Source organism: Flagellimonas oceanensis, from assembly GCF_003992595.1.
Classification (GTDB): Bacteria; Bacteroidota; Bacteroidia; order Flavobacteriales; family Flavobacteriaceae; genus Flagellimonas; species Flagellimonas oceanensis.
In genome coordinates this window covers 145,568-166,169 of sequence record NZ_RZNA01000018.1, presented here as the reverse complement: position 1 = coordinate 166,169, position 20,602 = coordinate 145,568, and the positions used below count along the sequence as shown (strand labels likewise).

Genomic DNA, 20,602 nt, shown 5'->3' with positions numbered 1-20,602 from the left:
CCTAGAGGCAATAACTGACCGATAAGCCGGGAAGAATCCAGTACAATAGGGTTTACAGAATATCGCATTCTGTGAAAATTAATTAATCAATAAAGCTGCCCTTATCTATCAATTCAAAACAAGTAAAAATAGAAACTTAGGCCTTATCGTATGGGGTCTTCAACACATTGCCATAAATATTTGAATTAGTAGTTTGTTGAGTTGGATTGGATAAAGGGTAGCTTTTCATAATAATAATCTTGAAAAAAGAAACATCATTGGAATCGTACTTCAATTCCTTTCGAAGAAATATTATCGGTATCGACGAAAATATCGAAACCCCTTTTGGGACCAAAAAGATCGTCTATGCGGATTGGATCGCGAGCGGTAGGTTATATGGCCCCATAGAGGATATCATGAAAAAAAAAATCGGTCCCTTTGTCGGGAACACCCATTCCGAGACCACTTTTACCGGGAAATTGATGACCAATCTTTACGAGGAGGCTAAACACCGGATCAAGGAACATGTCAATGCCTCCGAGGAAGATGTCATTATTACCACTGACACCGGTATGACCGGGGTGCTCTGCAAGTTTCAGCGTATTTTGGGGCTAAAGCTCCCAGAAAAGTTCAAGAATTCCCTCTCGATTCCAGAGACCGAAAGACCTGTCGTTTTTTTGACCCATATGGAACACCATTCCAATCAGACGACCTGGTTGGAGACCATGGCCGATGTCGTATTGTTACAGCCTACAGAAGACCTGTTCGTCGATACACGCCAATTGCGCAGGGAACTTCGTAAATATGGGGACCGAAAACTCAAGATCGGTTCCTTTACGGCCTGTTCCAATGTCACGGGGGTGGGAACCCCCTATTATGAGTTGGCTGAAATCATGCATGAACACGACGGGTACTGTTTTGTGGATTTTGCCGCATCAGCACCCTACGTCCAGATTGATATGCACCCGGAGAACAAGGCAAGGAAATTGGATGCCATTTTTTTCTCCCCACATAAGTTTTTAGGGGGGCCTGGCAGTTCAGGCGTTTTGGTTTTCGACAAGGCGCTTTACAAGAACCGGATTCCGGACAATCCAGGTGGTGGAACGGTAAAATGGACGAATCCTTGGGGGGGGCACAGTTTTTTTGAAAGTATTGAGGCCCGGGAAGATGGTGGAACGCCTGGATTCCTACAGACCATAAGGACAGCCCTATCGATCGCTCTGAAGGAAAAAATGGGCATAGAGCAGATCCGGCAACGGGAAAATGAACTTACCAGAAAATGTTTCGAGGAGTTGCCCAAGATCAAGGGCTTGCATGTATTCGCACCGGAAGTCAGGTACCGCTTAGGAGTCTTTTCCTTTTATGTGGAACATCTCCATTACAATCTGGTGGTCCGATTATTGAACGACCACTATGGAATCCAGGTCCGGGGCGGCTGTTCCTGTGCCGGCACCTATGGACACATACTATTGGAGGTCACCCAAGAACGATCACGGCACATTACCGACCAGATCGAGCACGGGAACCTTAAGGACAAACCTGGGTGGGTCCGTCTCTCACTCCATCCCACTATGACGGATGGGGAACTGGACCTTATACTGGATGCACTTCGCGAAATAGCGGAGCATGGTGCTGAAATGGCCAAAGCATATGATTACGATCCAATGAGCAATACCTTTTACCACAAGTCCGAATCCAACCAAAGACTGGACCTAGACCAATGGTTTGAAATCTAAAACCAAATAAATCATAAAATCACCAACAATGAAGATAAAAAAAACCTTTGGATACCTCTTTTTGTTAGGTATCATGCTATCCATGGGGAGTTCCTTCGCACAGGAGACCTTTCCCAAAAACGATGTCCTCGATGCGCGCCCGGACAGGGTGGCCCTCACCCATGCGACCATCGTCACAGCCCCAACGCAAGTTTTGGAGAATGCGATGTTGGTCATCCAAGACGGTAAGGTCGTTTCGGTACAAGCGGGGAACCAGGTACCCAACGGCTATCTGGAAATCGATCTCAGCGGACGTTATATCTATCCCTCTTTTATAGACATGTTTGGGGAATATGGGCAACCCGAGGTAAAACGTCCCCCATTCAGGAACCCTGTTCTCAGTAGGGAACAGATACAGTCCAATACCAAGGGACCCTACAATGCCAACGAGGCCATAAAATCGCAATACAACAGTTCCGAAAACTTTACCGTGGACAAAAAGCTTGCCTCCAAATGGAGGGCCCAAGGATTTGGTGCCGTAGCGTCCATCAGAAGGGATGGAATTGCACGGGGAACCGCTGCCCTAGTAGCCCTAGGCGAGGATACGGAAAACAATTTGGTCATCAATTCCAAGGTGGCCGACCATTACTCTTTTGACAAGGGCACCTCGACCCAGGACTATCCCATTTCCGCTATGGGGACCATTGCCCTTTTGCGTCAGACCTTTTACGATGCCAAGTGGTATGGGGCACAAACCGACAGCCCTTTTTCGGACCTGTCGTTGGATGCCATGCTGGTCAATGGGAACCTGCCCAAAATCATGGAGGCCGATGGTTGGTTGACCGCCTTAAGAGCCGATAAAATAGCGGATGAATTCGGGTTCGAGTTCATTATAAAGGGAGGCGGAGACGAATATCAACGGATTATGGAAGTGAAGGACATGAAAGCTCCGATGATCATTCCGATCGACTTTCCCAAGGCCTATGATGTGAGTGACCCCTACATCACCAAGAAAATCACCTTGGCCGATCTTAAGCATTGGGAACTGGCCCCTACAAACCCGGCATCTTTGGAAAAGAACAGCATACCCTTTGCCATCACCTCCTTTCCACCTGAAAATCTTCCTGACTTCTTGAAAAATCTGAGAAAATCAGTGGCGTATGGCCTGAGCAAAACGGCTGCACTCTCCTCTTTGACCACCGTTCCGGCCAAATGGTTGGGCGTTGACCAGGATATGGGCACTTTGGAAGCCGGTAAAATGGCCAACTTCATCGTTACGGACGGTGATCTTTTTGAACCGGGCACTCAAATTATGGACAACTGGATCGAAGGGAAACCCTATGTGGTAAACGAACCCATTTCCGAATCCATCCTTGGGGAATACGATTTATCCGTAGGTGGCTTAAAGGCCGTATTGTCCATTATCGGAAAAGGCCCTAAGTACCAAGCCGAATTGACATTGACCGATGGATCAAAGGAAAAGGTGGAATTTAAAATGGACGGGGATCTTCCTGTCCTTAAATTCACGGTCAAGGGAAGCCAATACAATCTGAAAGGTTGGACCAAACAAGAAAAGGGAATGACCGTGCTTAACGGTACTGGCACCCTGAACTTTGGGGAGGACCAACCTTGGACCGCCCGGATGAAAGAAAAAGGAAGGGGCACCTTGGGAGCTCAAAAGATACAGGATAAGGGTCCTGTCGACTTGGGTGAGGTATTCTATCCATTCTTGGCCTTTGGCAGTCCGGAAAAGATTGCATCCCGATCCATTTTAATCACCGATGTCACCGTTTGGACGAACGAAGATGAAGGAATCCTCATGGACACGGACGTGCTTCTTGAAAATGGCAAGATTGCCAAGATCGGGACCGATCTCAGTGCCAAGGATGCCTTGGTATTGGACGGTACGGGCAAGCACCTGACCCCTGGAATCATTGATGAGCATTCCCATATTGCCTTGGGCGGTATCAATGAAATGGCACCAAATTCGGGAATGGTCCGGATGCAGGACGTGATCGACCCCGATGACCCGGGCATTTATAGGGCTTTGGCCGGGGGCGTCGTTGCGGCGCAGCTCCTACATGGATCTTCGGATCCCATTGGGGGCCAGTCCGCCCTAGTAAAATTCAAATGGGGGGAGGATGCCAAGGGATTGTTGATCCAGGGCGCTGACCCCTTCATAAAATTTGCCCTTGGAGAGAACGTGAAACGTTCAAAAAACAACGTATCCATACGATTTCCAAGGTCCTTGATGGGCGTGGAACAATTTTATTCCAATGCCTTCACTGAGGCCTTGGATTACAAAAAGGAATGGGATGCCTATAGAAGCTTGGGCACAAAGGAAAAAAGGACCGCAGTGGAACCCCGTAAAAACATTCTTCATGAGACCATGTTGGAAATCTTGGAGAAAAAACGGTTCATTACGGCCCACTCCTACCAGGATAAGGAAATGTTGATGTTGATGGAGGTCGCGGAGCGGTTTGGTTTTGCCCTGAACACGTTCACCCATGCATTGGAGGGCTATCGGATCGCGGACCGAATGAAGGAACACGGGGTCGGGGGCAGCACATTTTCCGATCGTTGGAACTATAAATGGGAGGCTAGGAACGGGACCCCGTACAATGCCCCCATCATGGACCGTGAAGGTGTGGTCACTGCATTGAACTCCGATAGCGGTGAAACAATGCGACACTTGAACCATGAGGCAGCAAAGATGGTCAGATATGGGGGGCTCACACCAGAGGAAGCCCTTAAAATGGTCACCTTGAACCCGGCAAGGCTCTTGCACCTGGACGATACCATGGGAAGTATCAAAGTCGGTAAATCCGCGGATGTTGTCCTTTGGACAGGAGATCCACTGTCGCTTTATTCCAAACCTGAAAAGACCATCATTGAAGGGGCCATTTATTTTGATCTGGCCAAGGATGCGCAGTTGCGCAGGGAGAATTCAAAAGAGCGTGCCAGACTCCTCAAAAAAATGGAAGGGTTGGAAGGCACCGAGAACGTATCAACCAGAATATCCTTGGAACGGTTGGAATTCCATTGTGAGTCCTTGGAGATGCAGTACTAAATAATCAAGAACATGAAAAACAAGACATTGTATACGATATTGACCATGATACTGATCCTTTCGAGCCTTTTGGAAGGATTGGATGCCCAGATTCTTCCGATGGTTGCCAAGGAGCAGGAAACTCCCATCCTTTTGGTTGGGGGGACCGTCCATACCGGAGATGGCCGGGTACTGGAGGACACCGCGGTCGGATTTGACAAGGGGACCATTACCTTCTTGGGCAAAGCCTCTGATCTGGACGCCAATGGGATCGATTATAAGATCATAGACATAACCGGACAACAGGTATATCCGGGTTTTATCCTTTTGAATTCCATTATCGGTATCAACGAAATCAGTGGCGTTCCGCATACCAATGATACCTTGGAGGAAGGGGATTATCTTCCCAACCTACAAACAGTCTACGCCTTTGATATGACATCAACTTTTCTTCCACCTTTGCGGTTCAATGGGGTTCTTTACATTGAATCGATTCGATCAAGAGGTGTCATTCCAGGCACCTCATCGGTAATGTCCTTGGATGGCTGGAACTGGGAGGAAGCCGTATTCAAAAGGGCTGCGGCCATACACCTCGATTGGCCCTCTGCCCTATCGAGTTATTATGATGCCGAGACGAACAGCAGGATGCTCCGCCCCAATACTTCTTACGAAAAGATTACCGGTGAACTGGAAAAATTGTTCTCCGATGCCAAGCAATACGAACAAATGCCCACTGCCCAAACCAATTTGAAGTTGGAGGCCTTAACGAATCTGTTCCAAAAAGAAAGGGTACTTGTCATCCATGCGAATGAACCCAAGGAAATCATACAGAGCATCACCTTTGCCAAGTCCTTTGGCATTGACCAAATCTCCTTGGTGGCCTCTGAGGGTTCCCTGGAAGTTGTCGATTTTCTCAAGGAAAACCAAGTTCCGGTGATTGTACCGCCTACCTACAACCTCCCCAGAAACGATGATATGGACTATGATGCCTTTTATGGTTTGCCAACAAAATTGCAACGGATGGGCATCGAGGTATCCATGTACCATGTGGGATCGTTGTCCAACTCCATCAATCTGCCCTTTTATGCGGGAACATCGGTGGCATTTGGGATGAAAAAGGAGGAAGCCCTGAAAACCATTACTTTGCATCCCGCAAAAATTCTGGGAATTGACGATAAGCTGGGGTCCATTGCCATGGGCAAGACAGCCAGTCTATTTGTGTCCAAGGGGGATGCACTCGATATACAGACCAATGCGTTGACCTTGGCATTTATTGGCGGCAAGCAGATCGATTTGGAAGGACCACAACAATTGGACTACAAACGCTATTCCTCCAAATTAGGCCAGAACGAATAGATAGATGGGAAAAATTGAAGCAACGATAACCGGAATCAGTGACTGGATTTGGGGATTTCCCCTATTATTGCTGTTGGTGGGTGGCGGAATATATCTTTTGGTGTATTCCAGGTTATTGCCGTTCAAGCATTTCTGGCATGCCCTTCAGGTCATCAGGGGAAAGTACGAGACGGCCTCGAATGTTGGACAGATCAGTGCTTTCAAGGCATTGACCACAGCCTTGTCCTCCACCTTGGGCATGGGCAATATTTCAGGGGTGGCCCTTGCCATTACGATGGGTGGGCCTGGTGCCCTTTTCTGGATGTGGATCAGTGCCTTGATCGGGATGGCGACCAAATATTATACCTGTTCCCTTTCCGTCATGTACAGGGGTACCGATGATTCGGGGGAATCTCAAGGGGGGCCCATGTATGTCATCGTCAATGGTCTAGGCAAACCATGGAAACCCCTGGCCATTTTCTTTTCAATGGCAGGGATCTTTGGCTCACTTCCCATTTTTACGGCAAACCAGTTGACCCAGGTCGTCGTGGAAGTGATGCCCCTCTCGTTTATGGGACCATCCAAGGACCTGACCCTTTCAATGGTGGCGATCGTAATCTGCTTTTTGGTGGGTCTGGTCATATTTGGGGGAATCAGGCGCATAGCAAACCTGGCCAGTCGACTGGTCCCTTTTATGGTCACTTTGTATTTTTTATCTGTTAGCTATATTTTGGTGGTCAACCATGGTAGGATCATTCCGGTCCTAATGGACGTATTTAGGGATGCCATGACCGGCGATGCGGTGTTGGGGGGAAGTCTGGGTGCCATCATCATTATGGGGGTACGAAGGGCCGCCTTTTCGAATGAGGCAGGTATCGGCACCGCTCCCTTGGCACATGGTGCCTCAAAGAACACCGAACCGATCAAGGAAGGACTGGTAGCGATGTTGGGGCCCTTTATCGACACCATAGTGGTATGTACCTTGACCGCCATTGCCATCTTGGTCACGGGAAGTTGGCAGCGTTCGGACCTCAGTGGTGTGTCCATTACTTTGGAAGCTTTCGTTTCTGCCATGCCTGTAATAGGTGCCCCGTTGTTGATCTTTATCGTGGCCATATTCGCATTGACCTCTTTGTTCACCTATTCCTATTATGGATCGAAATGTGTGGTATTCCTGTTTGGAGCCAAATATCGGAACATCTATAACTACCTGTATATCGCGGGCATATTCCTTGGCTCGGTTTCCTCCTTGGCCGGTGTCGTGGGCATCATCGATATCAGCTTTGCCCTAATGTCCATCCCCACCATGGTTTCGGCGATTTTATTGGCACCGCGCATCAATGCGGCCAACGCATCCTATTTCAAGAAAATTGAACTGCAAAAACAACTAGCTTAAAAATCCTATTATGAAAAAAATCTTTGTACTCCTAAGCCTGTTGGCCATAGCGAACCTATTTGGCCAAGAACAACGGTTCCAGGGCCAACCCCCTGTGAATGCCGTACCAACGGATTCCAAACCGGTCCAAAAGCAATGGAAGGGACAGTTTGCCTTTCCGGATCAAGGTATAACCTTCTCCAATGAGTTCGACGGTGCCCGGTTGAACGGCTTGGTCCAGAACAATGACAGTACCTATACCCTATTGATCACTTCGGAGAACACTCCGATCAATACCAGTCCGTGGTATGCGTTCAAGGTTTGGGGAAAGCGTCCTATGACCATTGATGTATGGCTGACCTATCAAGCGGACAACAAACACAGGTACTATCCAAAGCTCAGCCATGACGGAGTGCACTGGACCGCATTGGATTCCCTTCGTTATGTTGAGATTGGTAAGGGAGAAAAGGCCTTTGGCCCCGGCTCCTTGCCTGAAAAGGTCAAAATGCGATTGGAAGTGGGCCCGGATACACTCTGGGTCGCTGGACAAGAATTGGAAAATTCGGCCCGGGTAAATGCCTGGATGGACAGTATTTCCCAGAAAAAGTTCGTGACCAAGAACACCATTGGAAAGAGCCGTGAGGGCCGGAACCTCAATTTGCTCAGCATTGGCGATACGGACTCCAAAAATATGATTATGATCATTTCCAGACAGCATCCCCCTGAGGTAACAGGGTACCTGACTATGAAATCCTTTGTGGAGACCCTTTCCTCGAATACCAAATTGGCCAAAAAGTTCCGAAAGGAATTTACCATCTATGTGGTCCCCTTGATGAACCCTGACGGGGTCGACAATGGGTTTTGGAGACATAATACCGGTGGAATAGACCTCAACCGGGATTGGGCCAATTTTAACCAACCGGAAACCTCTGCGGTCAAGGATTTCATGGAAGGGATGGTCGAGAAGACCCAAGGGAAGTTCTATTTCGGCATAGATTTCCATTCCACTTGGGATGATATTTACTATACCGTGGATCCGGAACTCCATGGAAACATGCCCAATTTGGTCTCCACCTGGCTGGATGGCCTAAAGAAGCGCATCGAGGGATATGATCCCAATATCAAGCCTAATGGGGATTTGGTCCCTACCACGGTATCAAGGAACTATTTCTTCGTAAAACATGGTGCCGAGGCCTTGGTCTTTGAGGTCGGGGACAATACCCCAAGGGATTTTTTAAAGGAAAAGGCGGAGAAGGGCGCCGAAGCACTTATGGAGATCATGTTGGAGCGTATCAAGGACATTCCCTGACCCGGACAAAAGAGCAAAACCCGGAATCCAGAAAAGCAACATTAAGTACCTTAAAAATAAACCCATGAAAAGAATGCTATATTTTCTTCCCTTACTACTATTTACCCAATGTACCCGTGAGTTACCTGCCGAACCGACAGGTTTGGTCACGGAAAATGCCATGGTCGTCTCTGCACGTAGGGAAGCTTCGGAGATAGGCGTTGAAATCATGAAAAAAGGCGGGAATGTTTTCGATGCCATGGTAGCCACCGAACTTTCCCTAGCGGTGGCCTACCCTTTTGCGGGAAACCTCGGGGGCGGGGGATTTATGGTCTATCGCAAGAGTAATGGTGAAGTGGGAAGTATCGATTACAGGGAAAAGGCTCCATTGGCCGCCCATAGGGACATGTATCTCGACTCCCTGGGCAATGTCATACCTGGGCTGAGCACATCTGGGGGAACCGCCGTAGGTGTCCCAGGTACCGTGGCCGGGGTTCTGGAAGTCCACAAGAAATTCGGAAAACTGCCCCTCAACAAAATCATGGAACCCATCATTGCCTTGGCGAGAAAAGGGGTCGTGGTGACCGAAAAACAGGCCAAAAGATTAGAAGGTACCCGAAAACGATTCATTGAAGCTAATAGTGACAGCACCAAGTTCGCGACCGTGTACAAAGCTGGTGATACCATCAAATACCCGGCATTGGCCACCACCTTGGAAAAGATCATGAACGAGGGACGTGATGGGTTCTACAAAGGGGAGGTAGCCCAAAAAATAGCGGCCTATGTACAGGCAAAGGGAGGTGTGATCACGGAGGAGGATCTCGCTAGGTATGAGGCCAAGTGGAGATCGCCCATTGTATTTGACTACAAGGACATCAAGATCATCTCAATGGGTCCCCCCAGCAGTGGTGGTATGACCATGGATCAGATCTTTACCATGATAGCACCCTATGAAATAGCTAGCTATGGCCACAATTCGACAAGGGCCATCCAATTGTTCACCGAAGCTTCCAGAAGAGCCTATGCGGATCGGAACCATTACCTTGGTGATCCCGATTTCGTGGACATTCCCTATAAGGGGCTCATGGACGTTGACTACTTAAAGTGCAGAATGGCCGATTTTACTTTTGATAGGGCCACCTTGTCCTCGGAAGTAGGCCATGGAACGGTGGAAATTGTGGAAAGCAGCGAGACCACCCACTACTCCATTATCGATGCGGAGGGCAATGCCATCAGTGCGACCACGACCCTGAACGGTGGATACGGTTCCAAACTTTATATTGATGCCTTGGGATTTTTCCTGAACAATGAAATGGATGATTTCAGTACCAAGCCCGGTGTTCCCAATATGTTCGGTCTTCCTGGCTCCGAGGCCAACAGTATTGCACCCGAGAAACGAATGTTGAGCAGTATGTCACCGACCGTAGTGGAAAGGGACGGCGAGCTTTACATGGTCGTCGGCACCCCTGGAGGTTCCACGATCATCACGGCCGTGGCCCAGACCATACTCAATGTCCACGAGTTCAATCTCAGCATGCAGGATGCCGTGAACGCTCCGCGGTTCCACCACCAATGGATGCCCGATGTAGTCGTGTTCGAACCCGAAGGCTTTCCTTTGGAAACCATTGAAACCCTAAAGGCAAAAGGCTACCAAATCAATGAGGGCAGGACCCGGATCATAGGAAAGGTAGACGCCATCCGAGTGCTGGAAGACGGCAGACTTGAGGGCGGGGCGGACAAACGAGGGGACGATACCGCTGCGGGATATTGACCACCCAGAGAACCAAACCCTACTTGGTAAAACGCATACTGATGATTTTTGAGACCATTGACTTTACGTATCCTATACACCTTCAAGGTAAGGGAATTTACCCATGAAAGATTGAAACGTTCTTCCTCAAATATCGCTTACCCTTTATATTCCTGATTGATATCCCTTTAATTTAAAAGCCAAAGACACCTTGGGGCGATTACAAACAAAAAATTGAACTTTACATATTATAGTAAAGGAATTTTCAAAAACCAATAAATTCAATTATTGGTTGCGGTTTATGGAAAATCACGATATTCAACCAATGGTATCCACTTCCTTGATTAGGTATCCAACGTTAGAAAAATGCATTGAAAGAAGGTAAACAAGCCCAAAAGCTATCAAAATTCCCCAAAAAATGCCCTGTATATCCACCGCAAAGTGAAAACCCATGATTCCAAAAGCAATAGGAATCATAGCTAACAATGCAACAATTATCCATCTACCAACGACCAAAAGTATAACTGGTAACAGTTCCACCACACCCACTGTTGGCATTATAAATTTATTGGCCAATAGTCCTTTGTAAACAGCAATGGACTCCTCGGTCATCACACGGTCGTGAGGCAGAAATCCAAAAAACTTATACAATCCGAATAGGATCAAGGTAACCCCCAATCCTATTTGAACCATTTAATCTATTCTTCTGGACATTCCTTTTATTTCTTGGTAAAATGATATCCAACCGATTCAACGGCAGAAGTGATTTCCTCTGCTGGATAGTGGGTAGGTAGAGATAAGTAGATTAAAGATTTGCATTTCGTGTCCTTGTTTTGGTCTACTATTTGATCTACATTATACATTCTCCCATTTTATTTTTGTGAGTCTATTTGATATGGACAGAATTATTTCCAAAATGCTTTCCTCTTTTGGCAATTTTCCATAAACCAAATACTCAAACTCATTGCGATAGGTATCTTTAAGTTGGTTCCATGTTTTTTCAGGTTCTTTGAAAATCAATGCTTGTTTTGGGTGGTACTTTAACCAATCATTGTTGTTCTTAAAACTTTGCGTATCATCATGGGCTACCCTTAGGAGCATTTTATCAAATGCACCCGAATTGAAAAATCCTAGAACCGTTTCATCCTTTAATAATTGATGAATATCGTATACATGCCTAATTTTGTTGTTCAAATCCTCAATTGGGTTTTTAGTATGGGAAAACCGGACCAAACTCATTATTTTTTCGCAAAGTGTTCTTTTGACATCCAACACAAGTACTTCAAAGGGTAATAATCCATAAGTCTCTGCTAGTTTGGTTTGGTTTGAGTCAACCATCATTTCATAGATATACGTATTGACGACCTTCTTAATATATGGTTCAAAGTGACCTAACCACGTAGCTTCAACAATGATAGTATCCCTTACTTGTCCAAAATCGCCCTCAAAGATTTTGGGATAGTTATAGGCAATCTTTCTTATCATTCCCATTTTATTGGTGATTCCATCAATATCCACCTCCTCGAATGGTTCTACTATTTCCTTGGTTATTCTTTTAAGCTTGTTCTTTAATTGGCTCCCCGTCTCTTCTTCCCTGCGCAATACTACCAAATCAATATCTTCACTAAAACGGTCAATGTATTTAAAACACTTTGACAAAGCTGTACCCCCCTTAAATATGGCCTCATCTTTGTTTGCACTTTCATAAATGAGCTTTAGGGCATAGCATATCCAATAATCCTTTTCCACGTAAATTTCTAGAATATCCATACGTTGGGCAGTTGCCCTTATCGCCTCAGCAAAGAGTTCACTATTAGTGTGCAGATTCATACGATATTCCAATTTGGTTGTGTTGTCAATGTGGTATCACGCAAATTATATCTATAGATAGTAAGTGGATTAAGTGAGTTTTTCAATTCTTTTATATCGATTGCCACATCAAGTTGTTCTAATAGTGCTCCCAACAAAGCCCTTACCCGTGGTGGGTACAAGAGAGCATACTTGATGAGTACATCCAATTCTTTGGGTGTCATTTTCCCTAAACGTCTTAAAAAAATAAGAATAGCGGATTTTTTATCAACATCCGGAATGCTATTAAGGTCTTTCATGGCATCCAAAAAACCCAACATCCTATAATTTTTATCAGTAACGGGTGCGTAGCTCTTTACGGGCTTTGCTTTGATGCCGCCTCTATTAATATATATGCGCTTTTCGGCACTTGCTATTTTGTATAGTGACGGTATTTGGGTAGTCAGGTTCAACTGATTGTACAAAGAGGTTCCGGTTATATAGGCTATTCGCTTACCATCTTCGTATAAATATGGTCTTAGAATATCCTCTTCCCTTGGCTTTAGTTCTCCAAAAACCGTTACATTGGGTTTGTAAAAAATGCCTTTGGACAATTTTCTTATAATTCCTTTTTTTTGTAGTCGTTCCAAGGCCTTTGCAGCGGTTACATATTCTTCTGACCGAATAGGTAAATCGGCATAACCAAAAGTACTGTCCTTCGGGAGTTCCGCTATTTTATCCGCTATTTTTTTCGCAATTGTCATTACAATGCAAAGATATCCAAATAAATTACATGTCAAGTTTTATGCGCAAAAAACTTGACATATTGATTAAAAAGATTATTCGATGATCCGCCTTGATATTAATTAGTCACAAGATATTATTGGTATAGGTTTTTAACAAACCACTCAATATGTTACTAGAAATTTCTCTTTGATGTGAACATACATTCCTCCACCATCCCTTATATTTTCAAAAATAGAGGCAATAGGAAATACACCGCAATGGCCAACACAAGAATGGAAATTAAATTCATTAAAAAACCAGTACGTACCATATCGGGGATTCTAAGGTAGCCCGATCCAAAGACCACCGCATTTGGGGGCGTTGCCACTGGAAGCATAAAAGCACAGGAAGCGGCAGTGGTACAGGCAACCATCAACACGAACGGATCAACATCCAAGGTCACCGCCAATGGTGCCAAAACAGGCAACATCATGGCCGTAGTGGCCAAATTCGAGGTGACTTCCGTCAAAAAATTTATGCAGGTTATGACCAATAATATCAACGTAAGCAAGGGTAATCCATCAAAGAATGTCATTTGTGAACCCAGATAAATTGCCAACCCACTAGTCTCAAAACCACTAGCGATGGCCATTCCTCCACCAAACAACAGAATTATCCCCCAAGGAATCTGAACAGCTTCTTCCCATTTTATCATCTTCCTACCCTTTCCAGCAGGCAAAATGAACAAAACAAGTGCCGCTCCAATGGCTATTATGGTATCATCTATCCCAGGAACAATCTTTTGTAATAAGAACGACCGTGTTATCCAACAGAGTGCGGTAAGAACAAAAACGGCCATAACAATCTTTTCTTCCCTTTTCATAGGTCCCAGTTCCTGTATAAGCCTATGGATCTCTTCCCTTCCCCCAGGAAATCTTCCTTGCCGCAACGGGTAGGCAATCCGCGTAAGGTATAGCCATGCCAAAATCAACAGTAGAATCGATATCGGAAGTCCAAACTTCATCCATTGCCAAAAACTGATATCCAACCCATAGGCCTTCTGTACAAAACCGGCGAAAACCAGATTGGGTGGGGTACCTATCAATGTTGCTATCCCTCCAATGGATGCCGAATATGCGATGGAAAGCATCAGCAACTTGCCAAAAACAGCATTTTCGTCCTTGGCGGTCCGTGGATTGTCCTTTAACTGTTTTACAATGGATATGGCCATCGGCATTACCATCACTGCAGTGGCCGTGTTCGATATCCACATGGAAAGAAACGCAGTAGCCACCATAAATCCTAATACAATGGTATACATATTGGTACCAATGGCCCTTATGATATGCAATGCGATTCTCTTGTGCAGGTTCCATTTTTCTATGGCCATTGCCAACATAAACCCACCCATGTACAAGAAAACATATTTATGGCCATAGTTAGCTGTGGTTTCCTCTAGGCCCAGTGCCCCCAACATGGGAAACAAAACAATGGGAAGCAGCGCCGTGGCAGCTATCGGAAGCACCTCCAAAATCCACCAAACACCTATCCATAAGGTAACGGCCAAGATATCCCTTCCTTGGGAGGAGAGACCCTCCCCGCTAAAAAAGAAATGAATGAGAAGAAACAGAATCGGACCAAGTAAAAGGCCCATACGTTTATATGACATGTTTTTTGAATTGATTTGGTATGGTTATATAAAAAAGAGGCGTTGATCTATGATCGAACCGCCTCTTTTCGCAAAGATTACAAGATTTAATTCATATGTTCCTTGTCCATCCAGTACAACAGGTAAGGAATGTTATAGGCATGGGTCCATCCAAATACGCGAAGTCCTTGATTGGTTTCCCAATTGGTAAAGCTCTTTTTACTTTTTGGCAAATAGGAAATCTTGACCAGATCTTCGCTAAAAGCTTCCGCATTTTCATAGGACGCTGGTTCTTTGGGCAGTTCTCCGATCATTAGTACTTTGGCTCTCTCAAGAGCTTCATTCAGATACACTTTTTCCCCACTGAACTCATATCCTATCAACAATGGATATATGGTCGCCAAATATGATTCCATCTCATGGTTCAAGGGAGGCACATCCCTGACCCAGCGAGCATGTTTCAAAAGAGCTTGTCTCACGGTTTCATCACCGGTTATCTGTTGGTACTTATAAAGTCCTTGGGCAACATAGGTCTGACTATACCCATATCTATCCAAGAGTAGGTTTCCTCCCTGACGTTCCTGGAATTCCAACATTAACTTGACCCTATCGTCCAGTTCGTCCTTATACTTTTGGAGCTTGGTGGCATCGTACAGTTCAACAAGGTTTAAAACGGATAGATATAACCTTCTTCCCCTTAGATCATGCTCCCCCCATATTCTGTTGATATAAGTATCCCCAGTCATTCTGGCCACTTCGAGGGCCCTATGGTCGGCAGAAAGGTAATATGATGCAATCCAACCTTGTATCCATACATGGGCACTCAAAAGAGCATACCAGTGTTCATTGGCATGCCTTCTTCCTATGCCCAAATAGGGGGTGGACTTGGGTTCATCCTCATAGTTCCAGAAGTCTATGGCATCATTTATCTCCCCATAATAGGTTCTTTTTTTGGGCCAATGCACATTGTCCACATCCATGGTATGCCTACTCATGGCTTGGGCCAAATTATAATATTTGGAGTCTCCTGTCCGCATAAAGTTGGTCCAGAGCATGAAGTCCACTGTGGGTTCATTATTGGTCCATTGTACCCATTTTCCATTAAAGTAGTAACTTTTCCCATCCCCATAGTTGAAAATCCCATACCACGGCTCATGCTTTTGGTTATAGGCCCACCATTGGTATTTATATTGCAGGGCGTTCTCAAATTCCGGATGCTTGGATGAAAAAGGGGCCATATTACCGTATGCCTTGGATTGGGTATACCACTCAGGTGTGGCATGCGCCACTGGGTTTTCGATGATATAATCCATCTTTTTCCCTACTTTATCCATAGCATCGTTGTTGTGGAAGTAATAGACAAACTCTGTGGTCTTGGTAATCCCTTGGGCAAAATTGCCCAACATGCCCCCATCCGGTTCGGTATTATGTCTAGCAAAGTTCATGGGACCGTTTTCCTTGGGCCAAACACTGCCCAAAAGAGTTCCATTGGCAGGATCGACCTCAATCCCTTTGGGATATTCCTTCATAAAGTTTTTAATCCCAACGCCTACTCCTCGTTTTCCGTCGGTAACGTTGAGCCATCCTTTAGCCCTTTCCACTATTGCTTTACTTTCTTCCCCTTCTGAAACAGTGGCCCTAAATTCCAAAGCCGTATCGGGATTGTTCCCATCGTCCTCCTTTTTGAAACCGTTGAGGTACAAACTTCTTAAACTGGTGCTCTTTCTCCTTGCCGGGCCTTGTTGTAAAAGTTGAACTGGGGATTCCCCATTGGCAGCGATTTCCTCCAGAAAAGTATTGGCTTTGTCTTCTTTCCAGCTTCCTTCATATAGAGGCATTGAAACATTTACTTCATTATCCAGATGGTATTTAAGCTGAAGCCCACAGGCTGCAATTTGATCATTGGGCTGAGTCCAACCCATATCGTTCTCAGTGTTCTCCGTTACGATTATCTTATTTTGTGTGGCAATATTGGCATGTTCCCCTTCTTGTGGTTTATGTTTGTCCGGGATTCCTGTATAGGTCATGGTATGCAAAACTTTTATGTAGCTTTTTCCCGCATAGGCGTGCAACCAAATGGTAAAAGGGGACAGATTGTTATCCGATCTGCTATAGGTATAGGTTCCTTCTATCCGGAATATACTGTGCATCGGGCCAGATCCTTTCTCCCTGAACACCTCATTTATCACCGCTTTCGAAGTATCTATTCCGGCATCATCCAAAAGATCGAGAAAAGAACCCCTATTTTTTCCTGGTGAAGAAACAATGAGCTCCTCCTTATCAAACTTTCCATCTTTGTTGGAATCCAAAAACACTTCATCCAAAAAACCATTCCCTTTTTTATGTATGGAGAAGGACAAAGGCCCTGTATTCACCTCTATCCCACCTTGGGGCCGCATGTTGTTCATGGAAACAATCTTTTCTTTGGGAAGTATGGGTATTACAGAATCACCATATTCCAATATGTATTCTGAGTCTTTTTCGGAGAAAAAGAAAACCCATACCCATTTAACACTTTCGTCGGTTGGCCCCCAATTGCTCACTTCTGTGGTTTGACAAGGAATCTCAGTACCTCGGGATGTCAACAGACGTAGATGGTCCACCGAATGGAGTGTACCTTTTGGAAAAGGAATTCCAAGGGTTATTGGTGCACCTTCTTTATTGTTCTCTATGGTAATGTTGACCTGCTTGCCCTTTTCTGGGGTCCCACAGGATTTAAGCAAAAAACATGTAAGTAATATTAAAGCTAGTATTCTCATTTGTGCAATACGATTATACATTTTACAGACACAATGCAGCCGCGCCCAATATGGGAGCATCCATTAAGTCTGATGTTTCAATTTTTGTTTGTTCCAATTGTTTTTGATAAGCAAATGAAATTAAGGTTTCATGCATCGATTCTTTAAAAAACGCATATGCCTTGCTTATGGATCCGCCAAGGACTATGGCTTGGGGAGCATACATATAAAGAATGGCCTTGATGGCTTCTCCTAGATGAACTCCGTATTCCTTGTACGCCTGTAGAGCTAACTTATCTTTATCCATGGCCTTCCTGAATAAGGCTTTGGCCGACTCCCCGTATTTTTCATCAAAGAAAAAACTACCTGCATAATGCTCCATAATCCCATCCTTATAAGGAATCATACCTACTTCCCCCGCTCCGCACAGTACGCCATTGTATAGCTTTCCATCCACCAAAATGCCCATACCCAATCCTGTTCCCAATGAAAGCGCTACACAATTCGAATATCCCATGGCTTTCCCAAAATGCTTCTCGCCCAACGCGAAACAGTTGGCATCGTTGTTAATATGGACAGGCACATTGTACCGATCTTGAACTTTTCTTCTCAAAGGAACTTTTGTCCAAGATGGAATGTTTTGTACATCATATACCATTCCTGAATCTGGATCTACTACCGCGGGAACACCTATACCTATGGCTCGAATTGAATCAGTCATAAGCTCATCAATGGCCCCAAACACCTTATTGAGGGCAATTTCCTCTGAATCATCTCGATTTACTTCAATGAGATGGGTATCCACTATTCTGTTTCCCATCACCCTGCCCGATTTGATCTTAGTTCCACCTATATCAACCCCAAGAACCTCTGCTCCAATCCCTTTCACTGTTCCTTCTTTAAGCTTATCGTCTTATTATTTACCAAGGGTTTGGCCCAAAAGCCGATGGAAAGAATAAATGCCAAGGGCAGTATCAGAAAAAACATTCCAGATTTCAGGGTCAACATTTCACCCAGCCCCCCTACCATAAATGGAATGACCGCCCCACCTGCTATACCGGTACATAAAATTCCGGACAACGAACCATGGTGTTCCTTTACCGAGTTGAGCGCCAATGAAACTATAATGGAATACATTACCGAAATAAAGAATCCTACCATTGGAAAACCTATCAATGCCATTTGGGATGAGCCTGTCAAGGCCAAAATAAGACAGACTATGGTTATGGATGTTGCGAAAATCAACAGTTTCCGGCTATCCATAAACTTCAACAATAGAAGGCCCAGCAGACATCCTACCGTCAACATGGCCCAAAAATAGGATACAGTGTCAGCTCCTGTGGTTTGTGGGTCAAGTCCGTGGTATTCGGATAAGAATTGGGATATCCAATTTCCAACACCTTGTTCCGTACCCACATAACAAAACATCCCTATAAAATACAGTAAGGTCCATTTGTTTTTCAATAAATCCCAATAGGAGCTTTTGTCCCCTGCCCTTTCCTCCTCAGTCTTTTCAAACTTTGGATATTTGGTAAAAAAAACATAGAAAAACAACAAAAGGGATATTCCGGCAAACACAATATAGAGCGAGGCCCAAGGCAAATCCTCAGGCACCCATCCCCGCAACATGTCTGCAATCATATCGTTGGAAACCTCTTCCTTGTTCACCAAGTATTTATAGAGATAAGGACTTAAAAAAGACGCTGACCCAAACACCAATTGCGCCAGTACCGAGTTGAAGGCAAAATGTTCCTCACCTCCGGCCACGCGTAACATGGGATTAATAATGACCTGAAGGACCGCCATACAACAACCCAGTATAAATAGTGTAATACTGAACACGCTGTACTGTGGGGTAAGGGCAAAGCCCATAGAGGCAATGGCCATTACCAGAAAGGATACGGACAGTAAGGTCTTCTCACTAAACCTTTCGGAAAGGAACCCTGCAGGTATGGACATGATCCCATATGCGATAAAGAATGTAAATGGCAGTAGGCCTGTCAAAGTCAGACTTAGATCAAAACTACCCTTAACATCCACTATTATGGAGTTCAGTATGTTGGTGATGAAGGATATTACAAAGAATACGATCATTACCAACCCAATGATGTGAAAATATCTTTTGGTTGTGGCCTTGTTGTGCTCCATTTTTGGTTGGTTATTTTAATCTTGGGGTTCCAAATATTGGTCCACTCCTATTCTGTACCCAGCATGGGGAACAATTCCTTGATTTCTTCTTCGGTCGGTTGTTTTCCATACTCGCAAATCTCAAAGAACTCCACCTGCTTTACTTTGGAGACATCCACGTTGGGATACCACTTCTTTACGACTTCCAAAGTGCCGGCATCGGGTTTTCTGTTCATCCATCTGTCCTTCAGCCATGCCAGTCTTTCCTTTTCTCCTTTGGGAATGGTGGCAAGGTCCATTCCATTGGTCCATGGCAACCATTCGAACATTTGTGAATCGTGGGCCGCCAAACCTTTGACTTTGGTATCGATCACATCATCCACTATCACCGCAATGTCTTTTTGGAATGGGTATGGCTTTTTAAAGTGGTCGCTCATGTATAGAAAAACTGGATTCTTTTTAAGGGGTGGTGTGTCCGGAGCTACGTTGGGCACAATGTTCATGTAGGCTGCATCTTGTACAACGGAACCTGCATTTCTATGATCGGGATGATAATCATTGGGTCTCAACCCTAAAACGATATCAGCGTTCCAGCCACGTATTCTTCGGATTACCTCCAGTCGAACGTTCAAAGTGGGAAACAGCTCCCCATCATGGTTATCCAGAACTTCGTATTCCGCAATACCCAAAGCTTTGGCCGCATCCTTGGCCTCTTGTCTGCGCTTTTTGGCCAATGGCCCTCCTCCCATGCTTTGGTGGCCTGCGTCTCCGTTGGTCAACGCCAAAAATTTCACATTGTGGCCCATTTTTGCAAAGAGTGCTGCAGTACCCCCGAATTTTGAGTCACAGTCATCAGGGTGTGCCCCAATGGCTATAATATTGAGTACTTTTTTTTCTTGTGCCTGGATGGTTGCAAAGGCAAAGCAAAGGCAAATTGCCATCATTAATTTTCTCATCGTATAATCTATATTAGGTTCCTTAAAAATTTAATAATTGTGATTTTGGTCGATTCTTTTAAAGCAACTTTATGAAACGGACCCCTGTCCTTTTTGACAATGGCACCCATAGCATCATAAGTAGGGAT

The 20,602-nt window shown here is 45.2% G+C and carries 14 protein-coding genes; 6 read left to right on the top strand and 8 right to left on the bottom strand.

What is annotated here, in order from left to right:
* The first annotated feature begins 239 nt into the window (after window positions 1–239).
* From EO132_RS06045 to ggt, 6 genes are all read left to right on the top strand, one after another.
* Window positions 240–1,715 (top strand): aminotransferase class V-fold PLP-dependent enzyme, encoded by a 1,476-nt coding sequence (locus tag EO132_RS06045; protein WP_119647241.1) that lies wholly within the window; start codon window positions 240–242, stop codon window positions 1,713–1,715.
* Between the two features lie 28 nt (window positions 1,716–1,743).
* Window positions 1,744–4,764 (top strand): amidohydrolase family protein, encoded by a 3,021-nt coding sequence (locus tag EO132_RS06040; protein ID WP_127137024.1) that lies wholly within the window; start codon window positions 1,744–1,746, stop codon window positions 4,762–4,764.
* A 12-nt stretch (window positions 4,765–4,776) separates the two neighbouring features.
* Window positions 4,777–6,099: an amidohydrolase family protein gene (locus EO132_RS06035; RefSeq protein ID WP_119647239.1), complete on the top strand. Its 1,323-nt coding sequence runs from the start codon at window positions 4,777–4,779 to the stop codon at window positions 6,097–6,099.
* Between the two features lie 4 nt (window positions 6,100–6,103).
* Window positions 6,104–7,474, top strand: a complete 1,371-nt coding sequence (locus EO132_RS06030; RefSeq protein WP_119647238.1) for an alanine/glycine:cation symporter family protein — start codon at window positions 6,104–6,106, stop codon at window positions 7,472–7,474.
* 10 nt (window positions 7,475–7,484) lie between these two features.
* A complete protein-coding gene (locus EO132_RS06025; RefSeq protein WP_119647237.1) occupies window positions 7,485–8,762 on the top strand; it encodes a M14 family metallopeptidase in 1,278 nt (425 codons plus the stop codon).
* A 64-nt stretch (window positions 8,763–8,826) separates the two neighbouring features.
* Window positions 8,827–10,512 carry a gamma-glutamyltransferase gene (ggt, locus tag EO132_RS06020; protein WP_119647236.1) on the top strand — a complete coding sequence of 562 codons (1,686 nt, stop codon included), beginning with the start codon at window positions 8,827–8,829 and terminating at the stop codon, window positions 10,510–10,512.
* Between the two features lie 297 nt (window positions 10,513–10,809).
* On the opposite strand, the gene EO132_RS06015 is transcribed toward ggt, so the two are convergent.
* The 8 genes from EO132_RS06015 to EO132_RS05980 all read right to left on the bottom strand — a co-directional run bounded on the left by EO132_RS06015 (window position 10,810) and on the right by EO132_RS05980 (window position 20,474).
* Window positions 10,810–11,184 (bottom strand): hypothetical protein, encoded by a 375-nt coding sequence (locus EO132_RS06015; RefSeq protein WP_127137023.1) that lies wholly within the window; start codon window positions 11,182–11,184, stop codon window positions 10,810–10,812.
* A 162-nt stretch (window positions 11,185–11,346) separates the two neighbouring features.
* On the bottom strand, window positions 11,347–12,321 hold the full coding sequence (locus EO132_RS06010) for a nucleotidyl transferase AbiEii/AbiGii toxin family protein (protein ID WP_036383532.1): 975 nt from the start codon (window positions 12,319–12,321) through the stop codon (window positions 11,347–11,349).
* Window positions 12,318–13,043, bottom strand: coding sequence for a DUF6088 family protein (locus EO132_RS06005; RefSeq protein ID WP_036383530.1), 726 nt, complete (start codon window positions 13,041–13,043; stop codon window positions 12,318–12,320). Before EO132_RS06005 ends, EO132_RS06010 begins: the two co-directional genes overlap by 4 nt.
* Window positions 13,044–13,243: 200 nt before the next feature.
* The gene (locus EO132_RS06000) at window positions 13,244–14,674 is read right to left on the bottom strand and encodes an SLC13 family permease (RefSeq protein WP_036383527.1); all 1,431 of its coding nucleotides are present in this window, start codon (window positions 14,672–14,674) and stop codon (window positions 13,244–13,246) included.
* Between the two features lie 86 nt (window positions 14,675–14,760).
* Window positions 14,761–17,412 (bottom strand): exo-rhamnogalacturonan lyase family protein, encoded by a 2,652-nt coding sequence (locus EO132_RS05995; protein WP_036386577.1) that lies wholly within the window; start codon window positions 17,410–17,412, stop codon window positions 14,761–14,763.
* A gap of 22 nt (window positions 17,413–17,434) precedes the next feature.
* Window positions 17,435–18,280 carry an ROK family protein gene (locus tag EO132_RS05990; protein ID WP_225604830.1) on the bottom strand — a complete coding sequence of 282 codons (846 nt, stop codon included), beginning with the start codon at window positions 18,278–18,280 and terminating at the stop codon, window positions 17,435–17,437.
* Window positions 18,277–19,539: an MFS transporter gene (locus tag EO132_RS05985; RefSeq protein WP_036383526.1), complete on the bottom strand. Its 1,263-nt coding sequence runs from the start codon at window positions 19,537–19,539 to the stop codon at window positions 18,277–18,279. Before EO132_RS05985 ends, EO132_RS05990 begins: the two co-directional genes overlap by 4 nt.
* Window positions 19,540–19,586: 47 nt before the next feature.
* Window positions 19,587–20,474 carry a PIG-L deacetylase family protein gene (locus tag EO132_RS05980; RefSeq protein ID WP_036383524.1) on the bottom strand — a complete coding sequence of 296 codons (888 nt, stop codon included), beginning with the start codon at window positions 20,472–20,474 and terminating at the stop codon, window positions 19,587–19,589.
* Window positions 20,475–20,602 lie beyond the last annotated feature (128 nt).

What these genes read in the sequence shown, in the direction of transcription:
- EO132_RS06040 (WP_127137024.1), top strand. Translation starts at nt 1,744, where the DNA reads ATGAAGATAAAAAAAACCTTTGGATACCTCTTTTTGTTAGGTATCATG.
- EO132_RS06035 (WP_119647239.1), top strand. Translation starts at nt 4,777, where the DNA reads ATGAAAAACAAGACATTGTATACGATATTGACCATGATACTGATCCTT.
- EO132_RS06030 (WP_119647238.1), top strand. Translation starts at nt 6,104, where the DNA reads ATGGGAAAAATTGAAGCAACGATAACCGGAATCAGTGACTGGATTTGG.
- EO132_RS06025 (WP_119647237.1), top strand. Translation starts at nt 7,485, where the DNA reads ATGAAAAAAATCTTTGTACTCCTAAGCCTGTTGGCCATAGCGAACCTA.
- ggt (WP_119647236.1), top strand. Translation starts at nt 8,827, where the DNA reads ATGAAAAGAATGCTATATTTTCTTCCCTTACTACTATTTACCCAATGT.
- EO132_RS06015 (WP_127137023.1), bottom strand. Translation starts at nt 11,184, where the DNA reads ATGGTTCAAATAGGATTGGGGGTTACCTTGATCCTATTCGGATTGTAT.
- EO132_RS06010 (WP_036383532.1), bottom strand. Translation starts at nt 12,321, where the DNA reads ATGAATCTGCACACTAATAGTGAACTCTTTGCTGAGGCGATAAGGGCA.
- EO132_RS06005 (WP_036383530.1), bottom strand. Translation starts at nt 13,043, where the DNA reads ATGACAATTGCGAAAAAAATAGCGGATAAAATAGCGGAACTCCCGAAG.
- EO132_RS06000 (WP_036383527.1), bottom strand. Translation starts at nt 14,674, where the DNA reads ATGTCATATAAACGTATGGGCCTTTTACTTGGTCCGATTCTGTTTCTT.
- EO132_RS05995 (WP_036386577.1), bottom strand. Translation starts at nt 17,412, where the DNA reads ATGAGAATACTAGCTTTAATATTACTTACATGTTTTTTGCTTAAATCC.
- EO132_RS05985 (WP_036383526.1), bottom strand. Translation starts at nt 19,539, where the DNA reads ATGGAGCACAACAAGGCCACAACCAAAAGATATTTTCACATCATTGGG.
- EO132_RS05980 (WP_036383524.1), bottom strand. Translation starts at nt 20,474, where the DNA reads ATGAGAAAATTAATGATGGCAATTTGCCTTTGCTTTGCCTTTGCAACC.